The following is a 20,402-nucleotide window of genomic DNA, read 5'->3' on the forward strand; positions in this document are numbered from 1 at the left end:
GCCTCCGCCTCGTAGACGCTGCTGTACAGCTCCTCGTCGGGCGCGAAGTCCGGCGCCGGCAGGGCGATCGGCTCGGCGGCCCGCTCCGCGGTCTGCTCGGCCTCGGCCTCCGCCTCCTGCTCCGCCGTCGGGGTGTCGACGGTGACCACGCTCTCGTGGTCGTGGTCGTGGTCGTGCTCGTGCGGCTGCTCGGCACCGCCCGCGCGGGCCCGCTTGCGGCGCTTGCCGCCGCCGTTGCCGCCGGCCGACGGCTGGTCGAGGTGGACGATGACGCCACGCCCGTTGCAGTGCACACAGGTCTCGGAGAACGACTCCAGCAGACCCTGCCCGACCCGCTTGCGGGTCATCTGCACCAGGCCCAGCGAGGTCACCTCGGCGACCTGGTGCTTCGTACGGTCCCGGCCCAGGCACTCCAGGAGGCGGCGCAGCACCAGGTCCCGGTTGGACTCCAGCACCATGTCGATGAAGTCGATCACGATGATGCCGCCGAGGTCGCGCAGCCTGAGCTGGCGCACGATCTCCTCGGCCGCCTCCAGGTTGTTCCTGGTGACCGTCTCCTCCAGGTTGCCGCCCTGGCCGGTGAACTTGCCGGTGTTGACGTCGATGACGACCATCGCCTCGGTCCGGTCGATCACCAGCGAACCGCCGCTGGGCAGCCAGACCTTGCGGTCCAGCGCCTTGGCGAGCTGCTCGTCGATCCGGTACGTGGCGAAGACGTCGACCTCGCTGGTCCACCTGGACAGCCGGTCGGTCAGGTCGGGCGCGACGTGGGCCACGTATCCGTGGACGGTCTCCCAGGCGTCCTCGCCACTGACGACGACCTTGGTGAAGTCCTCGTTGAAGATGTCGCGGACCACCCGGACGGTCATGTCCGGCTCGCCGTACAGCAGCGTCGGCGCGTTGCCGCCGTTCTTGGCCTTCTTCTGGATCTCCGTCCACTGCTGCTGGAGCCGCTCGACGTCGCGGCGTAGCTCGTCCTCGCTGGCGCCCTCGGCGGCGGTGCGCACGATGACGCCCGCGTCCTCGGGGACGATCTTCTTCAGGATGGTCTTCAGCCGGGCCCGCTCGGTGTCGGGCAGCTTGCGGCTGATGCCGGTCATCGAGCCCTCGGGCACGTAGACCAGGTAGCGGCCCGGGAGGGAGACCTGGCTGGTGAGGCGGGCGCCCTTGTGGCCGATCGGGTCCTTCGTCACCTGGACGAGCACCGACTGGCCGGACTTGAGGGCGGACTCGATACGGCGCGGGCCGTGACCCATGCCGAGCGCCTCGAAGTTGACCTCACCGGCGTAGAGCACGGCGTTGCGGCCCTTGCCGATGTCGATGAAGGCGGCCTCCATCGACGGCAGCACGTTCTGCACCTTGCCGAGGTAGACGTTGCCCACGTACGAGGTGGCCTGCTCCTTGTTGACGTAGTGCTCGACGAGCACCCCGTCCTCCAGGACGCCGATCTGCGTGCGCTCGCCGTGCTGGCGGACGACCATCACCCGCTCGACGGCCTCGCGGCGGGCCAGGAACTCGGCCTCGGTGATGATCGGGACGCGCCGGCGGCCCTGCTCGCGGCCCTCGCGGCGGCGCTGCTTCTTGGCCTCCAGGCGGGTCGAGCCCTTGATGGACTGCACCTCGTCGGACGGCTCGGCCTTCGGGCGGGGCTCACGGACCTTGACGACGGTCCGCTCGGGGTCGTCGGCGGTCTGCTGCTCGGCCTCGCCGGAGGCGTCGCCCGCCCGGCGGCGCCTACGCCGGCGACGGCGGCTGCTGCTGGAGCCGTGGCCGCCGGCCTCCTCGCCGCCCCGGGCGCCGGTGTCGTCGTCCTCGGCGTCCTCGTCGGCCTGCTCGGCGGTGTCCTCGGCGTCCTGCGCGGCCTGGTCGGCGGCGAGGTGCTCGTCGGAGTCCGCGCCGTCGGCGTCGCTGTCGCCGTCGTTCTCGTTGTCGCCCAGGTCGCCCCGGCGACGGCGCCGGCCACCCCGGCGGCGACGCCGGCGCGAGCCGCCCTCGTCGGTGTCGGCGTCCGCGTCGGTGTCCTCGTCGGTCTGCTCCTCCGCCTCGGCCTCCGGCTCGGCGGCGGCGACCGGCTCGGCGGCCCGCTCCTCGGCGGGCTCGTCGCCGCCCCGGCGGCGCCGGCGGCGGCGCGACCCGGTGGGCTGCTCCTCCGCGGGCTCCGCCTCGGCGACCGGCGCGCGCTCCGGCTCCGGCTCGGGCTCCTGGCTGCCGGCGGCCACCGCGGCCGCTTCCGCCGCGGCCCGCTCGGGCGTCTGGAACTGGGGCTCGGTGAACACCGGCGGCTGGAACAGCGCGACGGCGGGACGCGCCGGGCGCGCCGCCTTCTCCTCGGCGGCGGCGGAGCCGGTCCCGGCCTTCCGCGCGGGCTCGGCGAAGCCACCGGCGGCCTTGCGGACGGCCCGACGACGCGAGCGGCGCGGGGCGGTGTCTTCGGGGGTCTCGGTGGCGGGGGCTTCGGCGGCGGGCGCCGCGACGCTCTCCGTGGCCGTCGCCTCGGCGGGCTCCGCCGTGTCGGTGCTCTGCGGTGCCTCGGCGCTCTCCGGCGTCTCGACCGGTGCGGTCACCCGCCGGGTCGCCCGCCTGCGGGTCCGGGGCGGCGCGGCGTCCTCGGCGGACGCGGCGCTCTCGGCCGCCGGGGTCCCGGAAGTCTCAGAGGTAACTGGCGTTACGGCAGCCTCAGCGGCCTCGCCCGTCTCCGCGGCCGCACCGGTCTTCGCAGGAGCGGACACAGTGCGCGTGGCACGCCGCCGGGTCCGGCGCGGCGCGGCGCTCTCGTCGGACGCGGCCACGGTCTCGGCGGCCGGCGTCTCAGGCGTTTCAACCGCCTTGGACGTCGCGGCCGTCTCGGCCGTCTCAGGCGTCTCGGCCGCGATGTCGGACGTCACCGCCGCAGCGGCGGTCTCGGCCGCCGCCTTCACCGGCGCCGACGCGCCGCGCGTGGCACGCCGACGGGTCCGCCGCGGCGCGGCGCTCTCATCGAACGCGGCCGCGGTCTCGGCCTCGGGCTGCTCCGGTGCCGCCTCGGCGGCGGGCGTCGCGGGGACCACCGTCTCGGCGGCCGCGGCCGAGGTGGGCGCCCCGGCGGGCGCGGAGGCGCGGCGCACCGCGCGGCGCCGCGGCTTGGCGGCGGACTCCTCCACCGGCTTCTCGGCGGGCGCCACCGCACCGGTCACGGCGTCCGTCTCGTCGGTCTCGTCGGTCTCGTCGACGATCTCGACGACGTCCTCCGTATCGGCGGCCGGAACGGCTGGTTGCACCGTCTCCGCCGGCGCACCGGAGGCACCGGTCGGCGGACCCGCCGGCCGGGACGCGGCCCGGCGCCGGCGGCGCGGCGGCAGGGTGTCGCTGGGGGTGTTGTCGGGTGCGGAGCCGTTCATCGGCTCCGTGGTCTCGGTCGGTTCGAGCATGCGGGCGTATCTCCCGTCAGGCTCCCGGGCGCCGCGCCTGGTCCGGTGCCGATCTCGTCGACCACCGGTGACGTCCGCGGCTCGCGCGCTGCGCGGATGCCGCCGTCCGGGGCGCGGGCGCCGCTCGGGAGCTCGCTGTGTCCTGTCTCACCGGTTCCGTACAACCTTGTCGCGTACGGCCTGGCGAAAGTCTTGTGGTCGGTGGCGCTGCCCGACCCAGGTGGCTCCCGAGTTCGACGGCGGCGCTTACGACGTCCGTCCCTTCGCGGGACCTTCCTTACGCCGGCGCCGGCGCGGCGGCAGTCGCGGCGGCCGTCTGCGGCTCGGTCGCTACTGCCTCGCGGTCGGGCGCGAGCGGGTCGGTCACCGTGCCGGTCTCTTCATCGAGCAGCCCCTGCGCCAGCCTGGTCACCGCTACGGGGACCGGCGGCGCCAGGTCGGCCACGGCGCGGAGACCGGACAGGACGTCGTCGGGTCGCACGGCAGGCGTCACGTGCCGAACAACCAGCCGCAGTATCGCACAGGGCTGGTCACTCGGCCTATCAGCCGGTGATCCGTGCGTCTGGGCGCTCTCCAGGCAGACGACGGCGGAGCGGGCGTCGAAGGTGCGGACACCGTTCTTGGTGCGGCGCTGGACCTCGATGGCCGGGGCCTCGTTGAAGACCTCGACCGCGCGGCCGGCGTCCGCCGGGTCCACCCCGTCCAGCCGCAGCTCCCACTCGGAAGCCGTCAGCCGGTCGGCGAGCCCGGAGGTCCGGGCCTCGACCGCCTCGACGATGTCCAGCCCGGTGGGCATGGACGCGTCGAGGAGGGTTCTCAGCTGCTCCGGGTCGCGCACCGAGGTGAGCGCGATCTCCAGGTACTCCGCCTCACTGCCCGTGCCGGTGGGTGCGGCATTGGCGTACGACACCTTCGGGTGCGGGGTGAACCCCGCCGAGTACGCCATCGGCACCTCGGCGCGGCGCAGCGCACGCTCGAAGGCGCGCTGGAAGTCACGGTGGCTGGTGAACCGGAGGCGGCCGCGCTTGGTGTAGCGCAGTCGGATGCGCTGCACCGCGGGTACCGGCGGCGGGCCTTCGGGCTGTCGCTTGCCCAGTGTCGTTCAGTCCTTCGTGAGAGCGGTCGTACTACTACCAAGAGTACGTGCCTCGGCGCCGGAAGGTTCCCGCCGGTCCGCCGGCCGGGCCGGTTCCGGTTCCCGGCGGGGTTCCGGGCGCGGCGCCCCGAACAGTGCCCGCCGCACGTCACCCCGTACCTGGCGCACCGATGCCCGCGCGGAGGCGAGCGCCTGCCGCACGGCTTGCCCGGCGCCGCGCGCCGCCTCGGCGACGGGCCGCAGGACGACGTCGCGCACCGCATGTCCCACCGGCGTCAGCACCGTCCGGTACACCCACCGCACCGGCTCCATGAGCACCAGGCGCAGGACCGTCCCGATGAACCGCCCGACCACCACGGAGACGTACCCCGCGATCCGCCAGGCATGGCCGAGGGCGGCCCCGACCTCCCCGCCGATCACGGCGAGGACGCGGCCGACGGGCACCAGCACCCAGCGCCACACCGCGACGGCGGGCAGCACCAGCAGCACCCGTACCGTCCAGTACAGCGCCAGGCCGATCCCGGTGACCACCATCCGGACGCACCATGCCACTCCCCTGCCGCACCAGGCGAGCGCGCGCCCGGCGGGGGCGAGGACCCACCGGTACAGCCGGCCGGCCGGGACGACGACCAGATACCGCGCCAGCCACACCACGGCGGCCCGCAGCGCGACCCCGACCGGCACGATCAGCCGCGCGTACACCCACACCAGCGCGTGCCCCGCAGGCGTCAGCACCCACCGGTACAGCCACTGGACCGGCCGGACGAGCAGCACGAGCCCGAGCCACCCGACCGCCTTCGCCACCGGCACCACGACATACCGCCACAGCCCCACCAGCGGCCAGACGAACACCGCCCGTGCCAGCCACCCCAGCGCCCGCCCGAGCGGCCGGAACACCGTGCGCCCCAGGAACCGCCCGGCGACCACCAGCGCGTCCCAGGCCATCCGCACTGGCAGCACCAGCACGAACGCCACAATCCGCACCGGGACGCGGATCGCGACGGTGAGACATCCTTCGGGCGGCTTTTCGAGATCCATACCGGAGTAGACGCCGGACCACCCCGTTCGGATGCGGGCCCTTCACGGCCGTGTCCAGCCGTCCGCAGCGGGGTACGGCCGTTCCTCGGGCAGCAGTCGGGCCGCGGACTCCGTGTCACCGCCAGTGACGAGCCCACGGATCACGTGGGCCAGCGGGGTCACGTCACTGATGGACACCGTCCACTCGTCCGCGTAGCGCCGCACGGCCTCACCGCAGAGCCCCAGTTGCAGCGACCGGTACGGCAACGCCCGCAGGTGCAGATCCCGTTCGGGGTCCCACTGCACGCGGGCCGGCGAGCGCTTCAACTGCCCTTGCCAGACGCCTCGGTCGGTATGCAGTTCCCGGTCGTAACTCGACAGGCACGCGTTGCGCAAGGCCCATTCGAAGCCCTCGCGGGCGATCTCCACGGCAAGAACCGTCTCCTGCCCGGCCTTCGCGCCCCAACCGCAGCGGTACATCATCCACAGGAACGACGGCTTGATCCACGTCAAGCCGCGTTCGCAGACCTCTTGTCACGAGGACCAGATGGCATTGCAGCCTGTGTCCGAGCGGACCAGGGACTGCCTCCGTCGCTGACTGTCGAAAGTCACGTGCGCGGTTGAAGCCAGGGTCGTTACGGTGTGCCGTCATGGGCACGGCAATTTATGGTGGGATCGAGTTTCGTCATCCCTATACGGGCACCGATGACTACAACGGCGAGCCGTGGGTGACGGCCATGGATCTGTGGCCGCTGTACGACGAGGGCGACTACACGGCCTTCGGTCTTCTCTTCGGAGTGCGCAACTACGCGGGCTTCCCGCCCCTTGCGCCCGGTCGTGGGCTTCCCGTTGATCTGTCGAGCGGTATGCGCTCGGCTCTGGGGCCCTGGGTGGCCCGCGGCGAGATGGACGGTGCGAGCTGGGCCAGTTGGGGGGAGCTCGCTTCCATCGATCCCGCGACCGGACCTGAGCACTACGTCGGCCGAGTGGCCTGGCACAAGAAGTCCCTGCCGTCGACGCTGCATCGCCAACTCGTATCCCGTCGGTGGCCGCCGGAAGTCCTGTCCGTGGTGGGCGAGCCACCTGTGGACGCAGGCAGCAACTCGGAACGCGTTGAGTGGACGACCGGCGACTTGGTCTGCACCTACGAACCACTGACCGCAGGAGCTGTGTTGGGTCCAGGTACCCACTGGCCACACGTCTTCGCTGTGATGAAGGCTCTGGCCGACCGCTACGGTGACGACGCTGTCCGCTTGGTCGTAGCATTCGACTGACAGCGGGGTCTTCATCCTGATCGCTTGCCGGGAGACGGTCGACGCCCCTGAACAGTAGCTGTGTACGTTCTGGCCCCCTGGCAACCGCCCGTTGAGGTCTGTGAACGCGACATGATGAGCCAGGTCATCCGGTCCCGCTTCCAGCCGGCGGGGAACCGCCCCTCCTCGGCGGCGGGCTGGCCGAGCCCAGGAGGGTACGCCTGGTAGATGTGATCGTGGATGCTCCGTAGGTGGCACGGATCTCGCGCTGCGGTCGTTCCATGACGTACAGCGTCGGCCTGGCCCGTATTCCCTGGCCAGCGATTTTCGACGACGCGGACCGTCCCGTTCAGCCGACACCCAGGACACACCGCAGCACGCCCGGCGGGAAACGGCCGGGCCGGCCCGCCTGTCTCACACCCACTCCACATCCGAACGGATCTGCACCGCGGCTGGCTCACCCGGTCCCGGCAACGGCGTCCTGAGGACCTCCGCAGGCACCTCGCGCCCCCGCCGAAGACCGAGCGCGGACAGCAACGCCGTCACCTCCTCCTCTGTGACATCCGCCACAGCATCCGTCAGACGCCGCAGCGGATCGTCAGCCACGTCAGTGCCCTTTCCCGCTGGCCGGAGCGGCGTTCTTGACCGTCAGCGGCAGCAGCTTCTTGCCGCTCTCGCTCAGTTGTGGCCATGTGTCGAACTGAGGGCACACCCCGCAGTCGAAGCACGGCGTCCACCGGCAGTCCTCGACCTCCGTCTCGTCGAGGGCGTCCTGCCAGTCCTCCCAGAGCCAGTCCTTGTCGAGGCCCGAGTCCAGGTGGTCCCAGGGCAGGACCTCCTCGTAGGAGCGCTCGCGGGTGGTGTACCAGTCGACGTCCACGCCGAAGGGGGCCAGGGCCTTGCCGGCGCAGGCCATCCAGCGGTCGTAGGAGAAGTGTTCGCGCCAGCCGTCGAAGCGGCCGCCGTCGTCGTAGACGGCGCGGATGACGGCGCCGATGCGGCGGTCGCCGCGGGACAGCAGGCCCTCGACGATGCCGGGCTTGCCGTCGTGGTAGCGGAAGCCGATGGAGCGGCCGTACTTCTTGTCGCCGCGGATCTTGTCGCGCAGCTTCTGGAGCCGGGCGTCGGTCTCCTCGGCGGAGAGCTGCGGGGCCCACTGGAAGGGGGTGTGCGGCTTGGGCACGAAGCCGCCGATGGAGACCGTGCAGCGGATGTCGCCGGAGCCGGAGACCTCGCGGCCCTTCTGGATGACGTTCATCGCCATGTCGGCGATCTGGAGGACGTCGTCGTCGGTCTCGGTGGGCAGGCCGCACATGAAGTACAGCTTCACCTGGCGCCAGCCGTTGCCGTAGGCGGTGGCGACGGTCCGGATCAGGTCGTCCTCGGAGACCATCTTGTTGATGACCTTGCGGATGCGCTCCGAGCCGCCCTCGGGGGCGAAGGTGAGGCCGGAGCGACGGCCGTTGCGGGTCAGTTCGTTGGCCAGGTCGATGTTGAAGGCGTCGACCCGGGTGGAGGGCAGGGAGAGGCCGATCTTGTCCTCGGTGTAGCGGTCGGCCAGGCCCTTGGCGATGTCGCCGATCTCGGAGTGGTCGGCACTGGACAACGACAGCAGACCGACTTCCTCGAAGCCGGTCGCCTTCAGGCCCTTGTCGACCATCTCGCCGATGCCGGTGATGGACCGCTCGCGCACCGGGCGGGTGATCATGCCGGCCTGGCAGAACCGGCAGCCGCGGGTGCAGCCGCGGAAGATCTCGACCGACATCCGCTCGTGCACGGTCTCGGCGAGCGGGACCAGGGGCTGCTTGGGGTAGGGCCACTCGTCGAGGTCCATGACGGTGTGCTTGGAGACGCGCCACGGGACGCCGGAGCGGTTGGGGACGACGCGGGCGATCCGGCCGTCGGGGAGGTACTCGACGTCGTAGAAGCGGGGGACGTAGACGCCGCCGGTGCGGGCCAGGCGGAAGAGGAGTTCCTCGCGGCCGCCGGGGCGGCCCTCCGCCTTCCAGGCGCGGACGATCGCGGTGATCTCCAGGACGGCCTGCTCGCCGTCGCCGATCACGGCGCAGTCGATGAAGTCGGCGATCGGCTCGGGGTTGAACGCGGCGTGGCCGCCGGCCAGCACGATCGGGTCGTCCAGGCCGCGGTCCTTGGCCTCCAGCGGGATGCCGGCCAGGTCGAGCGCGGCCAGCATGTTGGTGTAGCCCAGCTCGGTGGAGAAGGACAGGCCGAAGACGTCGAAGGCCTTCAGCGGGCGGTGGCTGTCCACCGTGAACTGCGGGACCCGGTGCTCGCGCATCAGGGCCTCCAGGTCCGGCCACACGCTGTAGGTGCGCTCGGCGAGGACGCCCTGCTGCTCGTTGAGCACCTCGTAGAGGATCATGACGCCCTGGTTGGGCAGGCCGACCTCGTAGGCGTCCGGGTACATCAGCGCCCAGCGGACGTCGCAGGAGTCCCAGTCCTTGACGGTCGAGTTGAGTTCTCCACCGACGTACTGGATCGGCTTCTGCACATGCGGGAGCAGAGCTTCGAGCTGCGGGAAAACGGACTCCGCGGCCGCAGCGACTTCGGCAGGCATCTCGCGCACCTTCGTGAGCTGGACTGAACTGACAGGGGTGACCATCTAGCCTAACCCGCTCGCGCGGGGCGTCCGGCCCGCCGGAAGGTCACAGCGCCGTGGTCGCGTCCTTCACGCCGTCCCAGAAGGCGGGCAGGGCGGCCTCCACGTCCGCCGCCCGGCGCTGCTCGCGCTCGTGCAGCAGGCCGTAGGTGAAGGTGTCCTCCCCGGCGGCGTGGGCGACGGCGGCCAGTTCGCGCAGTGCCTCGCGGGCCATCACCGCGTCCTGGTGCTCCCCGAGCCGGTTCTGCAGCGCCTTCATGGACTTGACCAGCGATTTCGCCGGTTTGCCGAGGGCCGGTACGGCCGCCTCCGCCGCGTACCGGGTGCGCTTGGTCTTCTTGCGGGCCTCGTGCAGCGCCACGTCGCGGCCGGTGCCGGGGTCGGCGTCCAGGGCGCGCGCGATCAGGGCGGAGACCTTGCGGAAGTCCTTGCGGACCGCCTCGGCGAGCGCCTTGTCGGGCTGGTGGGCGGCGGCCCGGCGCAGTGGCGGATCGGTGATCAGCGTGTCCAGGGTGTCGAGCAGGGTGAGGTAGCGGTGGGAGTCCAGGACGCCGAGGAGCCGGCCGCGTGCGGTGCCGTGCTCCGCGCCGGACCACTTGTGCAGCCGCTCGGCGACCGGGCCGTGCACCAGGTCCGGCGGTACGTCGTCGAGGGCCGCCGTCAGCCGTGCGGTCAGCACCTCGCGGTCCCGGTCCTGGCCGAGGACGCCCGCCAGCCACTTCAGCTCGTCCCCGATCGGGTCGGTGACGGACCGGTCCAGTACGGACCGGAACGACTTGAGGGTGCTGCGCAGCCTGCGGGTGGCGACCCGCATGCTGTGCACGGAGTCCTCGGCGTCGCGGCGGACGGCCGGATCGAGGTCGACGACGGCCGCCCGCTGCTCGCGCAGGTACGCCAGGACGTGGTCGCCCGCGTTCACCGGGTCCCCGGCGGGCGCCGGGCCGCGGGTGCGCTCCGGGGCGGTCTCGGCGAGGGCGCGGGCCAGCTTGGAGGCGGCGGCGGAGGGGCGCACGCCCGCCTTGCGCAGCCGTTTGTCGACCTTGTCGAGGAAGGCCGGGTCGCCGCCGTCGGCCAGTTCCACCTCGATCTCGGTCCAGCTCGCCTCGCCGACGCCGCCGCTGAGCCGTTCGGCGTGCACGCTGTCCAGGCCGACCTCGGCGAGCAGCCGGCCCCGCGCGTCGAGCAGGTCGCGCAGGGCGCGGGCCGAGCGCAGCCGGACCACCGGCAGCAGTTCGGCGGCGCGGGTGCGGGAGCGGACCAGTGCGGCCAGTTCGTCGGGCAGGGTGTCGGAGAGCGGGGCGTGGATCTCCTCGCGCTCGCCCGGGGCGACGGGGAGTTTGAGGTGCCAGCCGGCGTCGGAGCCGCCGGTGCGGCGGCGCAGGGTGATGCCGTGGGCGGCAAGGCGCTCGTCGGCGGTGTCGTAGTAGGTGGCGTCGAGGTGGGCGACGCCCTGGTCGGCGACGGTCGCGACGCCTGCCACACCGGTCAGGTCGGGAAGGCCGCCGCCGTCACCGTCCGCGTCGGGGGCCTCGTACTTCCGCTCGATCTCACGCTTGATGTCCGCCATGGGGCGTACGTACCCGGCACGGGACGAAGGTCACCCTCTCGCGGGGTGTCCCGCCGTCCCTGTGCCGACATAGCCGTCCTTACGCCGACATGGGCCGTTGCACGGTGATGGACTGGAGCAGGCCGACCGCCATCCACACCGAGAACATCGACGAGCCGCCGTAGGAGACGAACGGCAGCGGCAGGCCGGTCACCGGCATGATGCCGAGGGTCATTCCGATGTTCTCGAACGACTGGAAGGCGAACCAGGCGACGATCCCGGCGGCCACGATGGTGCCGTAGAGGTCGGGGGTGTCGCGGGCGATGCGGCAGGCGCGCCACAGGATGACGCCGAGGAGCAGGACGATCAGTCCGGCGCCGACGAAGCCCAGTTCCTCGCCGGCCACCGTGAAGACGAAGTCGGTCTGCTGCTCGGGGACGAACTGGCCGGTGGTCTGCGAGCCGTGGAAGAGGCCGGAGCCGGTGAGTCCGCCGGAACCGATGGCGATGCGGGCCTGGTTGGTGTTGTAGCCGACGCCGGCCGGGTCCAGCTCGGGGTTGGCGAAGGCGGCGAACCGGTTGATCTGGTAGTCGTCCAGGATGCCGAGCTGCCAGACCGCGAGGGCGCCGACCGTGCCGGCCCCGATCAGGCCGAACACCCAGCGGTTGGAGGCGCCGGAGGCGAGCAGCACGCCCAGCACGATGATGACCATGACCATGACCGACCCGAGGTCGGGCATCAGCATCACGATCAGCATCGGGACGACGGCCAGGCCGAGCGCCTGGAGCACCGTGCGGTGGTCGGGGTACTGCTTGTCGCCCGCGTCGACGCGGGTGGCCAGCAGCATCGCCATGCCCAGGATGATGGTGAGCTTGACGAACTCCGAGGGCTGGAGCGAGAAGCCGCCGGGGAGCTTGATCCAGGAGTGCGCGCCGTTGATGGTCGAGCCGAGCGGGGTGAGCACCAGCAGGATCAGGAAGAGGGAGGCGCCGTAGAGCAGTGGTACCGCCGTGCGCAGCGCGCGGTGGCCGATCCACACTATGGCGATCATCAGGGCCAGGCCGATGCCGGTGTTGAGCAGGTGGCGCAGCAGGAAGAAGTACGGGTCGCCCTGGTTCAGCTCGGTGCGGTTGCGGGTGGCCGAGTAGACCAGCACGGTGCCGATCAGCGACAGCGCGCCGGCCGCCAGCAGTATCGGCCAGTCCATCCGGCGGGCCACCGAGTCGCGGGCGAAGACCCGGGTCCAGCCCGCGCGCTCGGGTCCGTAGCCGGAGACCTGGAAACTGTTCGCCCCGGTCATGTGCGCATCCTCCGCTTGCGGGCGCCCGCGGGGCCGCCGCGCCGTCGGCGGCGGGTCTCGCGGTTGGCGTTCTCCTGGTTGCCGACGGTCGCGCCCTGGTCGGTGCCGTCGAGCGGCGCGTACTCGTCCTCCTCGGTGGCCTGCTGGTCCTTGACCGGGTCGTCGGAGACCTTCGGCGAGGCGATGGTGCCGTCCGACTTGACCTTCGGCAGGGACTTCTGCGGCGTGGCGAGCAGGGCCTTCTTGCTGTCGATCTCGCCGTCGTCGGAGACGCCGTACAGGGCGTCGTAGATGTTGCGGACGGCCGGTCCCGAGGCGCCGGAGCCGGTGCCGCCCTGGGAGATCGTCATGACGATCGAGTAGTCCTTGGTGTACGTGGCGAACCAGGACGTGGTCTGCTTGCCGTGGACCTCCGCGGTGCCGGTCTTGGCGTGCATCGGGATCTCGTCCTGCGGCCAGCCCTGGAACCGCCAGGCGGCCGTTCCGTTGGTGGCGACGCCCGCGAGGGCGGCGTCCATCTTGCTGAGCGTGGCCTTGCTTATCGGCAGCTTGCCGTGCGACTCGGGCTTGATCTCCTCGGTGGTCTTGCCGTCGGCGCTGATGACGGCCTTGCCGACGGAGGGGTCGTAGAGGGTGCCGCCGTTGGAGATGGCCGAGTAGATGGTGGCCATCTGGATGGGGGTGACGAGGGTGTCGCCCTGGCCGATGGAGTAGTTGATGGCGTCACCGGCGCGCATCTTGTTGCCTTCGAGGCAGTTCTCGTACGCGATCTTCTCCACGTACGTGCCGTCCTTCTTGCCGGTCTTGCACCAGGCGTCCTTGTTGGCCTCCCAGTAGTCCTGCTTCCACTGGCGGTCGGGGATCCGGCCGGTGACCTCGTTGGGGAGGTCGATGCCGGTCTCCTCGCCGAGGCCGAACTGGTGGGCGGCCTTGTAGAAGTAGTCCTTGGCGTTCTTGCCGTCCATGCCGCCGTCCTTCTTCCACTCCTCGTGGGCGAGGCGGTAGAAGACGGTGTCGCAGGAGACTTCGAGGGCGCGGCCGAGGCTGATGGGGCCGTAGTTGGCGGACTCGAAGTTCTTGAAGACCTGGTTGCCGACCGAGTAGGAGCTGGAGCAGTCGTAGTTGCCGTCGAAGTCGTAGCCGGCCTCGACGGCGGCGGAGGTGGAGACCACCTTGAAGATGGAGCCGGGGGCGGCCTGGCCCTGGATGGCGCGGTTGAGCAGCGGGTAGTTGGAGTTCTTCCCGGTGAGCTTCTTGTAGTCGGCGGCCGAGATGCCGCCGACCCAGGCGTTGGGGTCGTAGGTCGGGTTGGAGGCCATGGCGACGACTCGGCCGGTCTTGGCCTCCATGACGACGACGGCGCCGGAGTCGGCCTTGTAGTTGGTGCCGGTGTTGCGGTCGTACTCCTTGCGGGCGGCCTTCATCGCCTCGTTCAGCTCGTATTCGGCGATGCGCTGGACGCGGGAGTCGATGCTGGTGACGAGGTTGTCGCCGGGCTGGGCGGCGTCGGACTCGGCCTCGCCGATGACCCGGCCGAGGTTGTCGACCTCGTAGCGGGTGACGCCGGCCTTGCCGCGCAGCGCCTTGTCGTACTGGCGCTCCAGGCCGCTGCGGCCGACCTGGTCGGAGCGCAGGTAGGGCGAGTCGGTGTCCTGGGCCTGCTGGATCTCGTCGTCGGTGACCGGGGAGAGGTAGCCGAGGACCTGGGCGGTGTTGGCCTGGCCGGGCGCCGCGTAGCGCCGCACCGCCTCGGGCTCGGCGGTGATGCCGGGGAACTCCTCGGAGCGCTCGCGGATCTGGAGGGCCTGCTTGGCGGTGGCCTCGTCGGTGATGGGGATGGGCTGGTACGGCGAGCCGTTCCAGCACGGCTGGGGGGTCTCCGCGTCGCAGAGGCGGACCTTCAGCATGACGTCCTTGGGCTTCATGCCCAGCACGCCGGCCAGCTTGGTGAGGACGGCCTCGCCGTCGTCCTTCATCTTCAGCAGGTCGGTGCGGGAGGCGGAGACGACCAGCCGGGTTTCGTTGTCCGCGAGGGCCACGCCGCGGGCGTCCAGGATGGAGCCGCGGACGGCGGGCTGGACGACCTGCTGCACATGGTTGCCGGAGGCTTCGGCGGCGTATTCGTCGCCCTGGCGGATCTGGAGGTACCAGAGCCGGCCGCCGAGGGTGCCCAGGAGGGAGAGCACGAGGACTTGGATGACGATGAGCCGGATCTGGACGCGTGTGCTCCGACCGGTCTCGGGGATGTTGGTCACTGCGGTTGCCGCCCCCTCTCAGTGCGCCGACGTGTGTGCGCGTACGAATGATGAACGGTCGACCTGTGCGCCCACGTTCCACCCCGGCCCACCCGTTCGAGTGAACTCGGGTGCGGCCACGCCCGCTTGGGCCCCGCGTCGTGCCGCCTCACCGGGCCCGGCAGCCCCGGCGGCTGCCCCTCGGTCCCCCGTCACAGCCGCTTGACCCCCTTGATGCGGCCGGCCCGCGCGACCCGGGCCCGCGCCGCCTTCACCCGCAGGCCGTTCTTCTGCGCGCCGATGCGCAGGCCGGTGCCGCCGGAGAGCCAGCCGGAGGAGATGTCGGTGGCCTGTCCGGCGGAGCCGGTGTCGGCCAGCGGGTCGTTCTCCGCGCGGCGGGCCAGCGCCATGATGCCGGGCACCACGAAGGGGGCGAGCAGCAGGTCGTACAGGGCGGCGGTGAACAGCAGGCCGCCCAGGCCCACATGGCGGGCGGCGGTGTCGCCGACCAGGGCGCCGACCCCGGCGTAGAGCAGGGTGGAGCCGATGGCGGCGACGACCACGACGGCCATCGGGCCGGTGGCGGACTTCAGCCGGCCGTTGTCGGGTTTGGCGAGGCCGGCCAGATAGCCGATGACGCACAGCACGAGGGCGTAGCGCCCGGCGGCGTGGTCGGCGGGCGGGGCCAGGTCGGCGAGCAGGCCGGCGCCGAAGCCGACCAGGGCGCCGCCGGTGTGGCCGTAGACCAGGGCGAGGCCGAGGACGGTGAGCAGCAGCAGATCGGGGACGGCGCCGGGCAGATGCAGCCGGGCCAGCACGCTGACCTGGATCACCAGGGCGACGACGACCAGGGCGGCGGACAGCAGGATCCGGTTGACGCGCATGGGACTTCAGACTCCTACTGCTCGGGCTCGGGCTGCGTCTGTCCGTCGGCGGCCTGGCCGTCCTCGGGCACCCCGGCGGACGGCGTCACGGTCACCGTCACGGTGGGCGTGGGGGTCGGCTTCGGCTTGTCGGGGAGCACCGTGTCGCGCGGGTCCTTCTTCGGGGCCTGGACGACGACGCCGACGATGTCGAGCTTGGTGAAGCTGACGTACGGCGTGACGTACAGGGTGCGGGTCAGGTCGCCGCCGGACGGGTCGACGCGGGAGACGACGCCGACCGGGACGCCGGGCACGAAGGGCTTGTCGGCCTGGGAGCCGAAGGTGACCAGCCGGTCGCCCTTCTTCACCTCGGCCTTGCCGTTGAGCAGTTCGACGCGCAGCGGCCGGTCGCCCTGGCCGGAGGCGAAGCCGAGTTCGTCGCCGGACTCCATCCGGGTGCCGACGGTGAAGTCGGGGTCGCTGGCCAGCAGCACGGTGGCGGAGCTGGGGCCGACGGTGGTGACCCGGCCGACCAGTCCGTCGCCGTTGAGGACGGTCATGTCGCGCTCGATGCCGTCGTCGGCGCCGACGTCCAGGGTGACGGTCCAGGAGAAGCCCTGGGCCGCTCCTATACCGATGACCTGGGCGCCCTTGATGCCGTACTGGCCCTCGCCGGCGATCTTCAGCATCTTGTCGAGCTGGGCGAGGCGGCTGCGGCCCCGGTCGTCGCTGCCGAGCTTCGCCTTCAGCGCCGCGTTCTCCTGCTCCAGCGCGGCGAGCCGGTCGTGCCGGTCACCGGAGTCGCGGACCGCGGAGATCGCGTTGCCCACGGGGTCGACGGCGGACGACACCCCGTTCTCGATCGGACCGAAGACGGTGGCCGCGGCCTGCCGGGCACCGTCGACCGGGGAATCCTCCCCGCCGCGGATGTCCACCGTGATCAGCGCGAACGCTACGGCGATCAGCAGCACCAGGAGCAGCCGGCTCTCTTTCGTGTCCCTCACGTGCGGCGGCCGTGCCTTCCTCGTCGGAATTCGGAAACATCGGAAACATCAGGAACATCGGAGACATCGGCAATCGCGGACAACGAGGCGGACAACACCACGGGCTGCGTCGCCGACAACGCCGAAAAAGACTTCCGTGTCTCTATATCAACGATCCGCCGCACGAGAGGAGATCGTCTCGTACGGCGGAACCGAAGCGTTACGTCATCTGCGCGGCTGGGCGTCCAGCACCTGCTGGAGCGCCTCGAACTCCTCGACGCACTTGCCGGACCCGAGCGCCACACTGTCCAGCGGGTCCTCGGCGATGTGGATCGGCATGCCGGTCTCCCGGCGCAGCCGCTCGTCGAGCCCGCGCAGCAGCGCACCGCCGCCGGTCAGCACGATGCCCCGGTCCATGATGTCGCCGGACAGCTCCGGCGGACATTTGTCGAGGGTGGTCTTGACGGCGTCGACGATGGCGTTGACCGGTTCCTCGATCGCCTTGCGTACTTCGCCGGCCGAGATGACGACCGTCTTGGGCAGTCCGGAGACCAGGTCCCGGCCGCGGATTTCGGTGTGCTCGTCAGCGTCGAGGTCGTACGCCGAACCGATCGTGATCTTGATCTGTTCGGCCGTCCGCTCACCCAGCAGGAGGGAGTACTCCTTCTTGATGTGCTGGATGATGGCGTTGTCCAGTTCGTCGCCCGCGACCCGGATGGACTGGGCGGTGACGATGCCGCCGAGGGAGATGACCGCGACCTCCGTGGTGCCGCCGCCGATGTCGACCACCATGTTGCCCGTGGCCTCGTGGACCGGCAGGCCGGAGCCGATGGCCGCGGCCATGGGCTCCTCGATGATGTGCACCTGGCGGGCGCCGGCCTGGGACGACGCCTCGATGACGGCACGGCGCTCGACGCCGGTGATGCCCGAGGGCACACAGACGACGACGCGCGGACGAGCCAGATACCTCCGCTTGTGGATCTTCAGGATGAAGTAGCGGAGCATCCGCTCGGTGATCTCGAAGTCCGCGATCACACCGTCCTTCAGCGGACGTACGGCAACGATGTTGCCGGGCGTGCGCCCGATCATCTTCTTCGCTTCGGCACCGACCGCGAGAATGCCACCGGTGTTGGTGTTGATGGCGACGACGGACGGCTCGTTGAGTACGATCCCACGACCCCTGACGTACACCAGCGTGTTGGCGGTCCCGAGGTCGACAGCCATGTCACGGCCGATGAACGACATTGAGTTCCCCATCAGGATTCGACTGGCCTTCCCAGGAGCTTTTGAGGGCTTTTCAGGTCGGCGAGGTGGGTGCAGTGACGTGAAGAGGCTTCCATCGTAGACGCGCTTTCGCGAACACTGCGCGAGGGTCTTCGCCATTGTCAGCAGATGGCGCCCCGCCTCGCTTGTGGAGACGGGCCGACGGAGGCAAACGTTCCCCCGATCGGCACGCATATGTCACAGGGCGGCCGCATTCGGGCGGCCGCCCTGGTCAACTGGGCCATTGGGCTGACACGGCGTCAGAAAAAACCCCGCCGGTCAGTCGCGGCCCGGGAAGAAGATCTTCAGCTCGCGCTCGGCGGACTCCTCGGAGTCGGAGGCGTGGATCAGGTTCTCCCGGACGATCACGCCGTAGTCGCCGCGGATGGAGCCGGGCGCGGCGGCGATCGGGTCGGTCGGGCCGGCCAGCGCGCGCACGCCCTCGATGACCCGGTCGCCCTCGACGACCAGGGCGACGACCGGGCCGGAGGCCATGAACTCGACCAGCGGCTCGTAGAACGGCTTGCCCTGGTGCTCGCCGTAGTGCGCCTCCAGGGTCTCCTGGTCCAGGGTGCGCAGTTCCAGCGCCGTGATCCGCCAGCCGGCCTTGCGCTCGATACGGCTGATGATCTCGCCGGTCAGGCCACGACGTACGGCGTCGGGCTTGAGCAGGACGAGGGTGCGCTGAGTCACGGCGGGCTCCTTGGAATGTGAGGTGGTGCGGGTGAGCACTGAGGTTACCGGGCGTGTCGGCGCTCCGGTCACGCAGCGTCAGCTCAGGGGGTCGGCCGGGGCGCGGGCCGGCCGGTCAGGCGGCGTCCGCCTGCGCCGCGAACCTTGCCTTCGCCTCGTCGATCTTCTTGCCGTAGTGCACGGACGCCCACCACAGGGCGGCGAAGACGACCCCGAGGATGAACATCATCGGGACCACCAGCCCGGAGGCGATCAGGGCGATCTGGAGCGCCCAGCCCAGCAGCACCCCGCCGGGCCGGGTCACGACGCCGCACAGCGCCACGCACAGGAACATCGCGACGCCGCTGACCGTCCACACCGTCCCCATGGTCAGGTCGGGTTCCTTCATGGCGACCAGTCCGGCGAAGCCGATGATGAAGAACTCGCCGATCAGGGTCGAGGAGCACAGGGTGCGCACGGGATGTCAGCCCCTTCCCAGCAGCAGTCGGGCCTCGCCCACGGTGATGACGGAACCGGTGACCAGGACGCCGCCGCCGGCGAACTCGCCCTCCTCCTCGGCCAGCGTGATCGCCGCTTCCAGGGCGTCCGGCAGCCGCGGCTCGACCTGCACCCGGTCGTCGCCGAACACCTCGACGGCGATGCCCGCCAGCGTGTCGGCGTCCATCGCGCGGTGGCTGGAGTTCTGGGTGACGACGATCTCCGCGAAGAGCGGCTCGAACGCCTCCAGGAGCCCCCGGACGTTCTTGTCGCCGCTCGCGCCGACCACGCCGATCAGCCGGCTGAAGTCGAACGCCTCCCGCACCGCCTCGGCGGTGGCGCGGGCGCCGGCCGGGTTGTGCGCGGCGTCCAGCACGACGGTCGGGGAGGTCCGTACGACCTCCAGCCGGCCCGGCGAGGCGACGGCGGCGAACGCCTTGCGGACGGTGTCGAGATCCAGCGGGTCGGGGCGCTGGGCGCCGACGCCGAAGAACGCCTCCACGGCGGCGAGCGCGACCGCCGCGTTGTGCGCCTGGTAGGGGCCGTGCAGCGGCAGGTAGATCTCGGGGTACTCGCCGCCCAGGCCGCGCAGGGTGAGCAGCTGTCCGCCGACGGCGACCTGCCGGGCCACCACGCCGAACTCCAGGCCCTCGCGGGCCACCGTGGCGTCCACGTCGACGGCCTTCTTCAGCAGCACCTGGGCCGCGTCCACCGGCTGCTGGGCCAGGATCACGGTGGCGTCCTGCTTGATGATCCCGGACTTCTCGCCGGCGATCTCGGCGGTGGTGTCGCCGAGCCGGTCGGTGTGGTCGAGGTCGATGGGGGTGACGACGGCGACGTCCCCGTCGATGACGTTGGTGGCGTCCCAGCTGCCGCCCATGCCGACCTCGACGACGGCCACGTCGACCGGGGCGTCCGCGAAGGCGGCGTACGCCATGCCGGTGAGCACCTCGAAGAAGGACAGCCGGTACTCCTGCTGTCCGTCGACCATCTCGACGTACGGCCTGACGTCCTGGTACGTCTCGATGAACCGCTCGGCGGAGACGGGGGCGCCGTCCAGGCTGATCCGCTCGGTGATCGACTGGACGTGCGGCGACGTGTACCGGCCGGTGCGCAGCTCGAAGGCGCCGAGCAGGGCCTCGATCATGCGGGCGGTGGAGGTCTTGCCGTTGGTGCCGGTGATGTGGATCGAGGGGTACGAGCGCTGCGGCTCGCCCAGCACGTCCATCAGCGCGGCGATCCGGGCGACGGACGGCTCCAGCTTGGTCTCGCCCCAGCGGGTGGCGAGCTCGGCCTCGACCTCGCGCAGCGCCTTGTCGACCTCGGGGTCCTCGGGGCGGGCGGGCACGTCGGCCCCCGGGGGGCCGCCCTGGGTGCGCAGGGTGCGGCTGCCGGCCTCGATGACGGCGAGGTCGGGGTCGCGGGTGGTTTCCGCGTCGATGATCTCTTCGAAGGGGTCGGGCTGGGGGTCGGCAGGGTTGTCGCTCACGAAGCCAGTCTACGGAGGGGGCCGACAAAGGTCGGGGGTGGCTTGGGCTGTCGTTCGAGTGCGGGTGCGTCGTGGCTTGTCGCGCAGTTCCCCGCGCCCCTATAGGTACGCGCAGTCCCCCGGTACCTCGCACAGCACCGGGGGACTCGCCACCAAGAACC

The 20,402-nt window shown here is 71.2% G+C and carries 17 protein-coding genes; 1 reads left to right on the forward strand and 16 read right to left on the reverse strand.

Going from position 1 to position 20,402, the window contains the following annotated elements; translation table 11 throughout:
• From ACTT8P_RS08535 to ACTT8P_RS08550, 4 genes are all read right to left on the reverse strand, one after another.
• The coding region (locus ACTT8P_RS08535; RefSeq protein ID WP_442830929.1) for an Rne/Rng family ribonuclease at positions 1-3,407 on the reverse strand (3,407 nt) is incomplete at its 3' end.
• 277 nt (positions 3,408-3,684) lie between these two features.
• Positions 3,685-4,461: a TIGR03936 family radical SAM-associated protein gene (locus tag ACTT8P_RS08540; RefSeq protein WP_442830930.1), complete on the reverse strand. Its 777-nt coding sequence runs from the start codon at positions 4,459-4,461 to the stop codon at positions 3,685-3,687.
• Between the two features lie 48 nt (positions 4,462-4,509).
• On the reverse strand, positions 4,510-5,541 hold the full coding sequence (locus tag ACTT8P_RS08545; RefSeq protein ID WP_442830931.1) for a hypothetical protein: 1,032 nt from the start codon (positions 5,539-5,541) through the stop codon (positions 4,510-4,512).
• A 42-nt stretch (positions 5,542-5,583) separates the two neighbouring features.
• On the reverse strand, positions 5,584-6,033 hold the full coding sequence (locus ACTT8P_RS08550) for a DUF4291 domain-containing protein (protein WP_442830932.1): 450 nt from the start codon (positions 6,031-6,033) through the stop codon (positions 5,584-5,586).
• A gap of 137 nt (positions 6,034-6,170) precedes the next feature.
• On the opposite strand from ACTT8P_RS08550, the gene ACTT8P_RS08555 reads away from it, so the two are divergent.
• On the forward strand, positions 6,171-6,794 hold the full coding sequence (locus tag ACTT8P_RS08555; protein ID WP_442830933.1) for a hypothetical protein: 624 nt from the start codon (positions 6,171-6,173) through the stop codon (positions 6,792-6,794).
• A gap of 11 nt (positions 6,795-6,805) precedes the next feature.
• Here the strand turns inward: ACTT8P_RS08555 and ACTT8P_RS08560 are convergent, their stop codons facing one another.
• The 12 genes from ACTT8P_RS08560 to folC all read right to left on the reverse strand — a co-directional run bounded on the left by ACTT8P_RS08560 (position 6,806) and on the right by folC (position 20,241).
• Complete coding sequence (locus tag ACTT8P_RS08560) at positions 6,806-7,204, reverse strand: DUF4291 family protein (protein ID WP_442831014.1); 399 nt, start codon at positions 7,202-7,204, stop codon at positions 6,806-6,808.
• Complete coding sequence (locus ACTT8P_RS08565; RefSeq protein WP_442831017.1) at positions 7,188-7,379, reverse strand: hypothetical protein; 192 nt, start codon at positions 7,377-7,379, stop codon at positions 7,188-7,190. Before ACTT8P_RS08565 ends, ACTT8P_RS08560 begins: the two co-directional genes overlap by 17 nt.
• A gap of 1 nt (position 7,380) precedes the next feature.
• A complete protein-coding gene (locus ACTT8P_RS08570; protein ID WP_442830934.1) occupies positions 7,381-9,351 on the reverse strand; it encodes a TIGR03960 family B12-binding radical SAM protein in 1,971 nt (656 codons plus the stop codon).
• Between the two features lie 88 nt (positions 9,352-9,439).
• Entirely contained in the window at positions 9,440-10,960 is a 1,521-nt protein-coding gene (locus tag ACTT8P_RS08575; protein ID WP_442830935.1) for a CYTH and CHAD domain-containing protein, read from the reverse strand.
• Between the two features lie 79 nt (positions 10,961-11,039).
• On the reverse strand, positions 11,040-12,239 hold the full coding sequence (gene rodA, locus ACTT8P_RS08580) for a rod shape-determining protein RodA (RefSeq protein WP_442830936.1): 1,200 nt from the start codon (positions 12,237-12,239) through the stop codon (positions 11,040-11,042).
• A complete protein-coding gene (mrdA, locus tag ACTT8P_RS08585; RefSeq protein ID WP_442830937.1) occupies positions 12,236-14,494 on the reverse strand; it encodes a penicillin-binding protein 2 in 2,259 nt (752 codons plus the stop codon). Before mrdA ends, rodA begins: the two co-directional genes overlap by 4 nt.
• Positions 14,495-14,685: 191 nt before the next feature.
• The gene (gene mreD, locus ACTT8P_RS08590; protein WP_442830938.1) at positions 14,686-15,357 is read right to left on the reverse strand and encodes a rod shape-determining protein MreD; all 672 of its coding nucleotides are present in this window, start codon (positions 15,355-15,357) and stop codon (positions 14,686-14,688) included.
• 14 nt (positions 15,358-15,371) lie between these two features.
• Positions 15,372-16,340 (reverse strand): rod shape-determining protein MreC, encoded by a 969-nt coding sequence (gene mreC, locus ACTT8P_RS08595; protein WP_442830939.1) that lies wholly within the window; start codon positions 16,338-16,340, stop codon positions 15,372-15,374.
• A gap of 204 nt (positions 16,341-16,544) precedes the next feature.
• Positions 16,545-17,564: a rod shape-determining protein gene (locus tag ACTT8P_RS08600; protein ID WP_005479350.1), complete on the reverse strand. Its 1,020-nt coding sequence runs from the start codon at positions 17,562-17,564 to the stop codon at positions 16,545-16,547.
• A gap of 297 nt (positions 17,565-17,861) precedes the next feature.
• Positions 17,862-18,275, reverse strand: a complete 414-nt coding sequence (gene ndk, locus ACTT8P_RS08605; protein ID WP_442830940.1) for a nucleoside-diphosphate kinase — start codon at positions 18,273-18,275, stop codon at positions 17,862-17,864.
• A 115-nt stretch (positions 18,276-18,390) separates the two neighbouring features.
• A complete protein-coding gene (locus ACTT8P_RS08610) occupies positions 18,391-18,732 on the reverse strand; it encodes a DUF4233 domain-containing protein (protein ID WP_442830941.1) in 342 nt (113 codons plus the stop codon).
• Between the two features lie 6 nt (positions 18,733-18,738).
• Positions 18,739-20,241 carry a bifunctional tetrahydrofolate synthase/dihydrofolate synthase gene (gene folC / locus ACTT8P_RS08615; RefSeq protein ID WP_442830942.1) on the reverse strand — a complete coding sequence of 501 codons (1,503 nt, stop codon included), beginning with the start codon at positions 20,239-20,241 and terminating at the stop codon, positions 18,739-18,741.
• Between the last annotated feature and the right edge of the window lie 161 nt (positions 20,242-20,402).

Origin of the sequence: Streptomyces sp. JW3, from assembly GCF_052216785.1 — a bacterium.
Taxonomy (GTDB): Bacteria; Actinomycetota; Actinomycetes; order Streptomycetales; family Streptomycetaceae; genus Streptomyces.

Excerpts from the sequence above, each read along its gene's own strand:
- ACTT8P_RS08545 (WP_442830931.1), bottom strand. The coding sequence starts at position 5,541 with ATGGATCTCGAAAAGCCGCCCGAAGGATGTCTCACCGTCGCGATCCGC.
- ACTT8P_RS08555 (WP_442830933.1), top strand. The coding sequence starts at position 6,171 with ATGGGCACGGCAATTTATGGTGGGATCGAGTTTCGTCATCCCTATACG.
- ACTT8P_RS08560 (WP_442831014.1), bottom strand. The coding sequence starts at position 7,204 with ATGTGGAGTGGGTGTGAGACAGGCGGGCCGGCCCGGCCGTTTCCCGCC.
- ACTT8P_RS08570 (WP_442830934.1), bottom strand. The coding sequence starts at position 9,351 with ATGCCTGCCGAAGTCGCTGCGGCCGCGGAGTCCGTTTTCCCGCAGCTC.
- ACTT8P_RS08575 (WP_442830935.1), bottom strand. The coding sequence starts at position 10,960 with ATGGCGGACATCAAGCGTGAGATCGAGCGGAAGTACGAGGCCCCCGAC.
- rodA (WP_442830936.1), bottom strand. The coding sequence starts at position 12,239 with ATGACCGGGGCGAACAGTTTCCAGGTCTCCGGCTACGGACCCGAGCGC.
- mreD (WP_442830938.1), bottom strand. The coding sequence starts at position 15,357 with ATGCGCGTCAACCGGATCCTGCTGTCCGCCGCCCTGGTCGTCGTCGCC.
- ACTT8P_RS08600 (WP_005479350.1), bottom strand. The coding sequence starts at position 17,564 with ATGTCGTTCATCGGCCGTGACATGGCTGTCGACCTCGGGACCGCCAAC.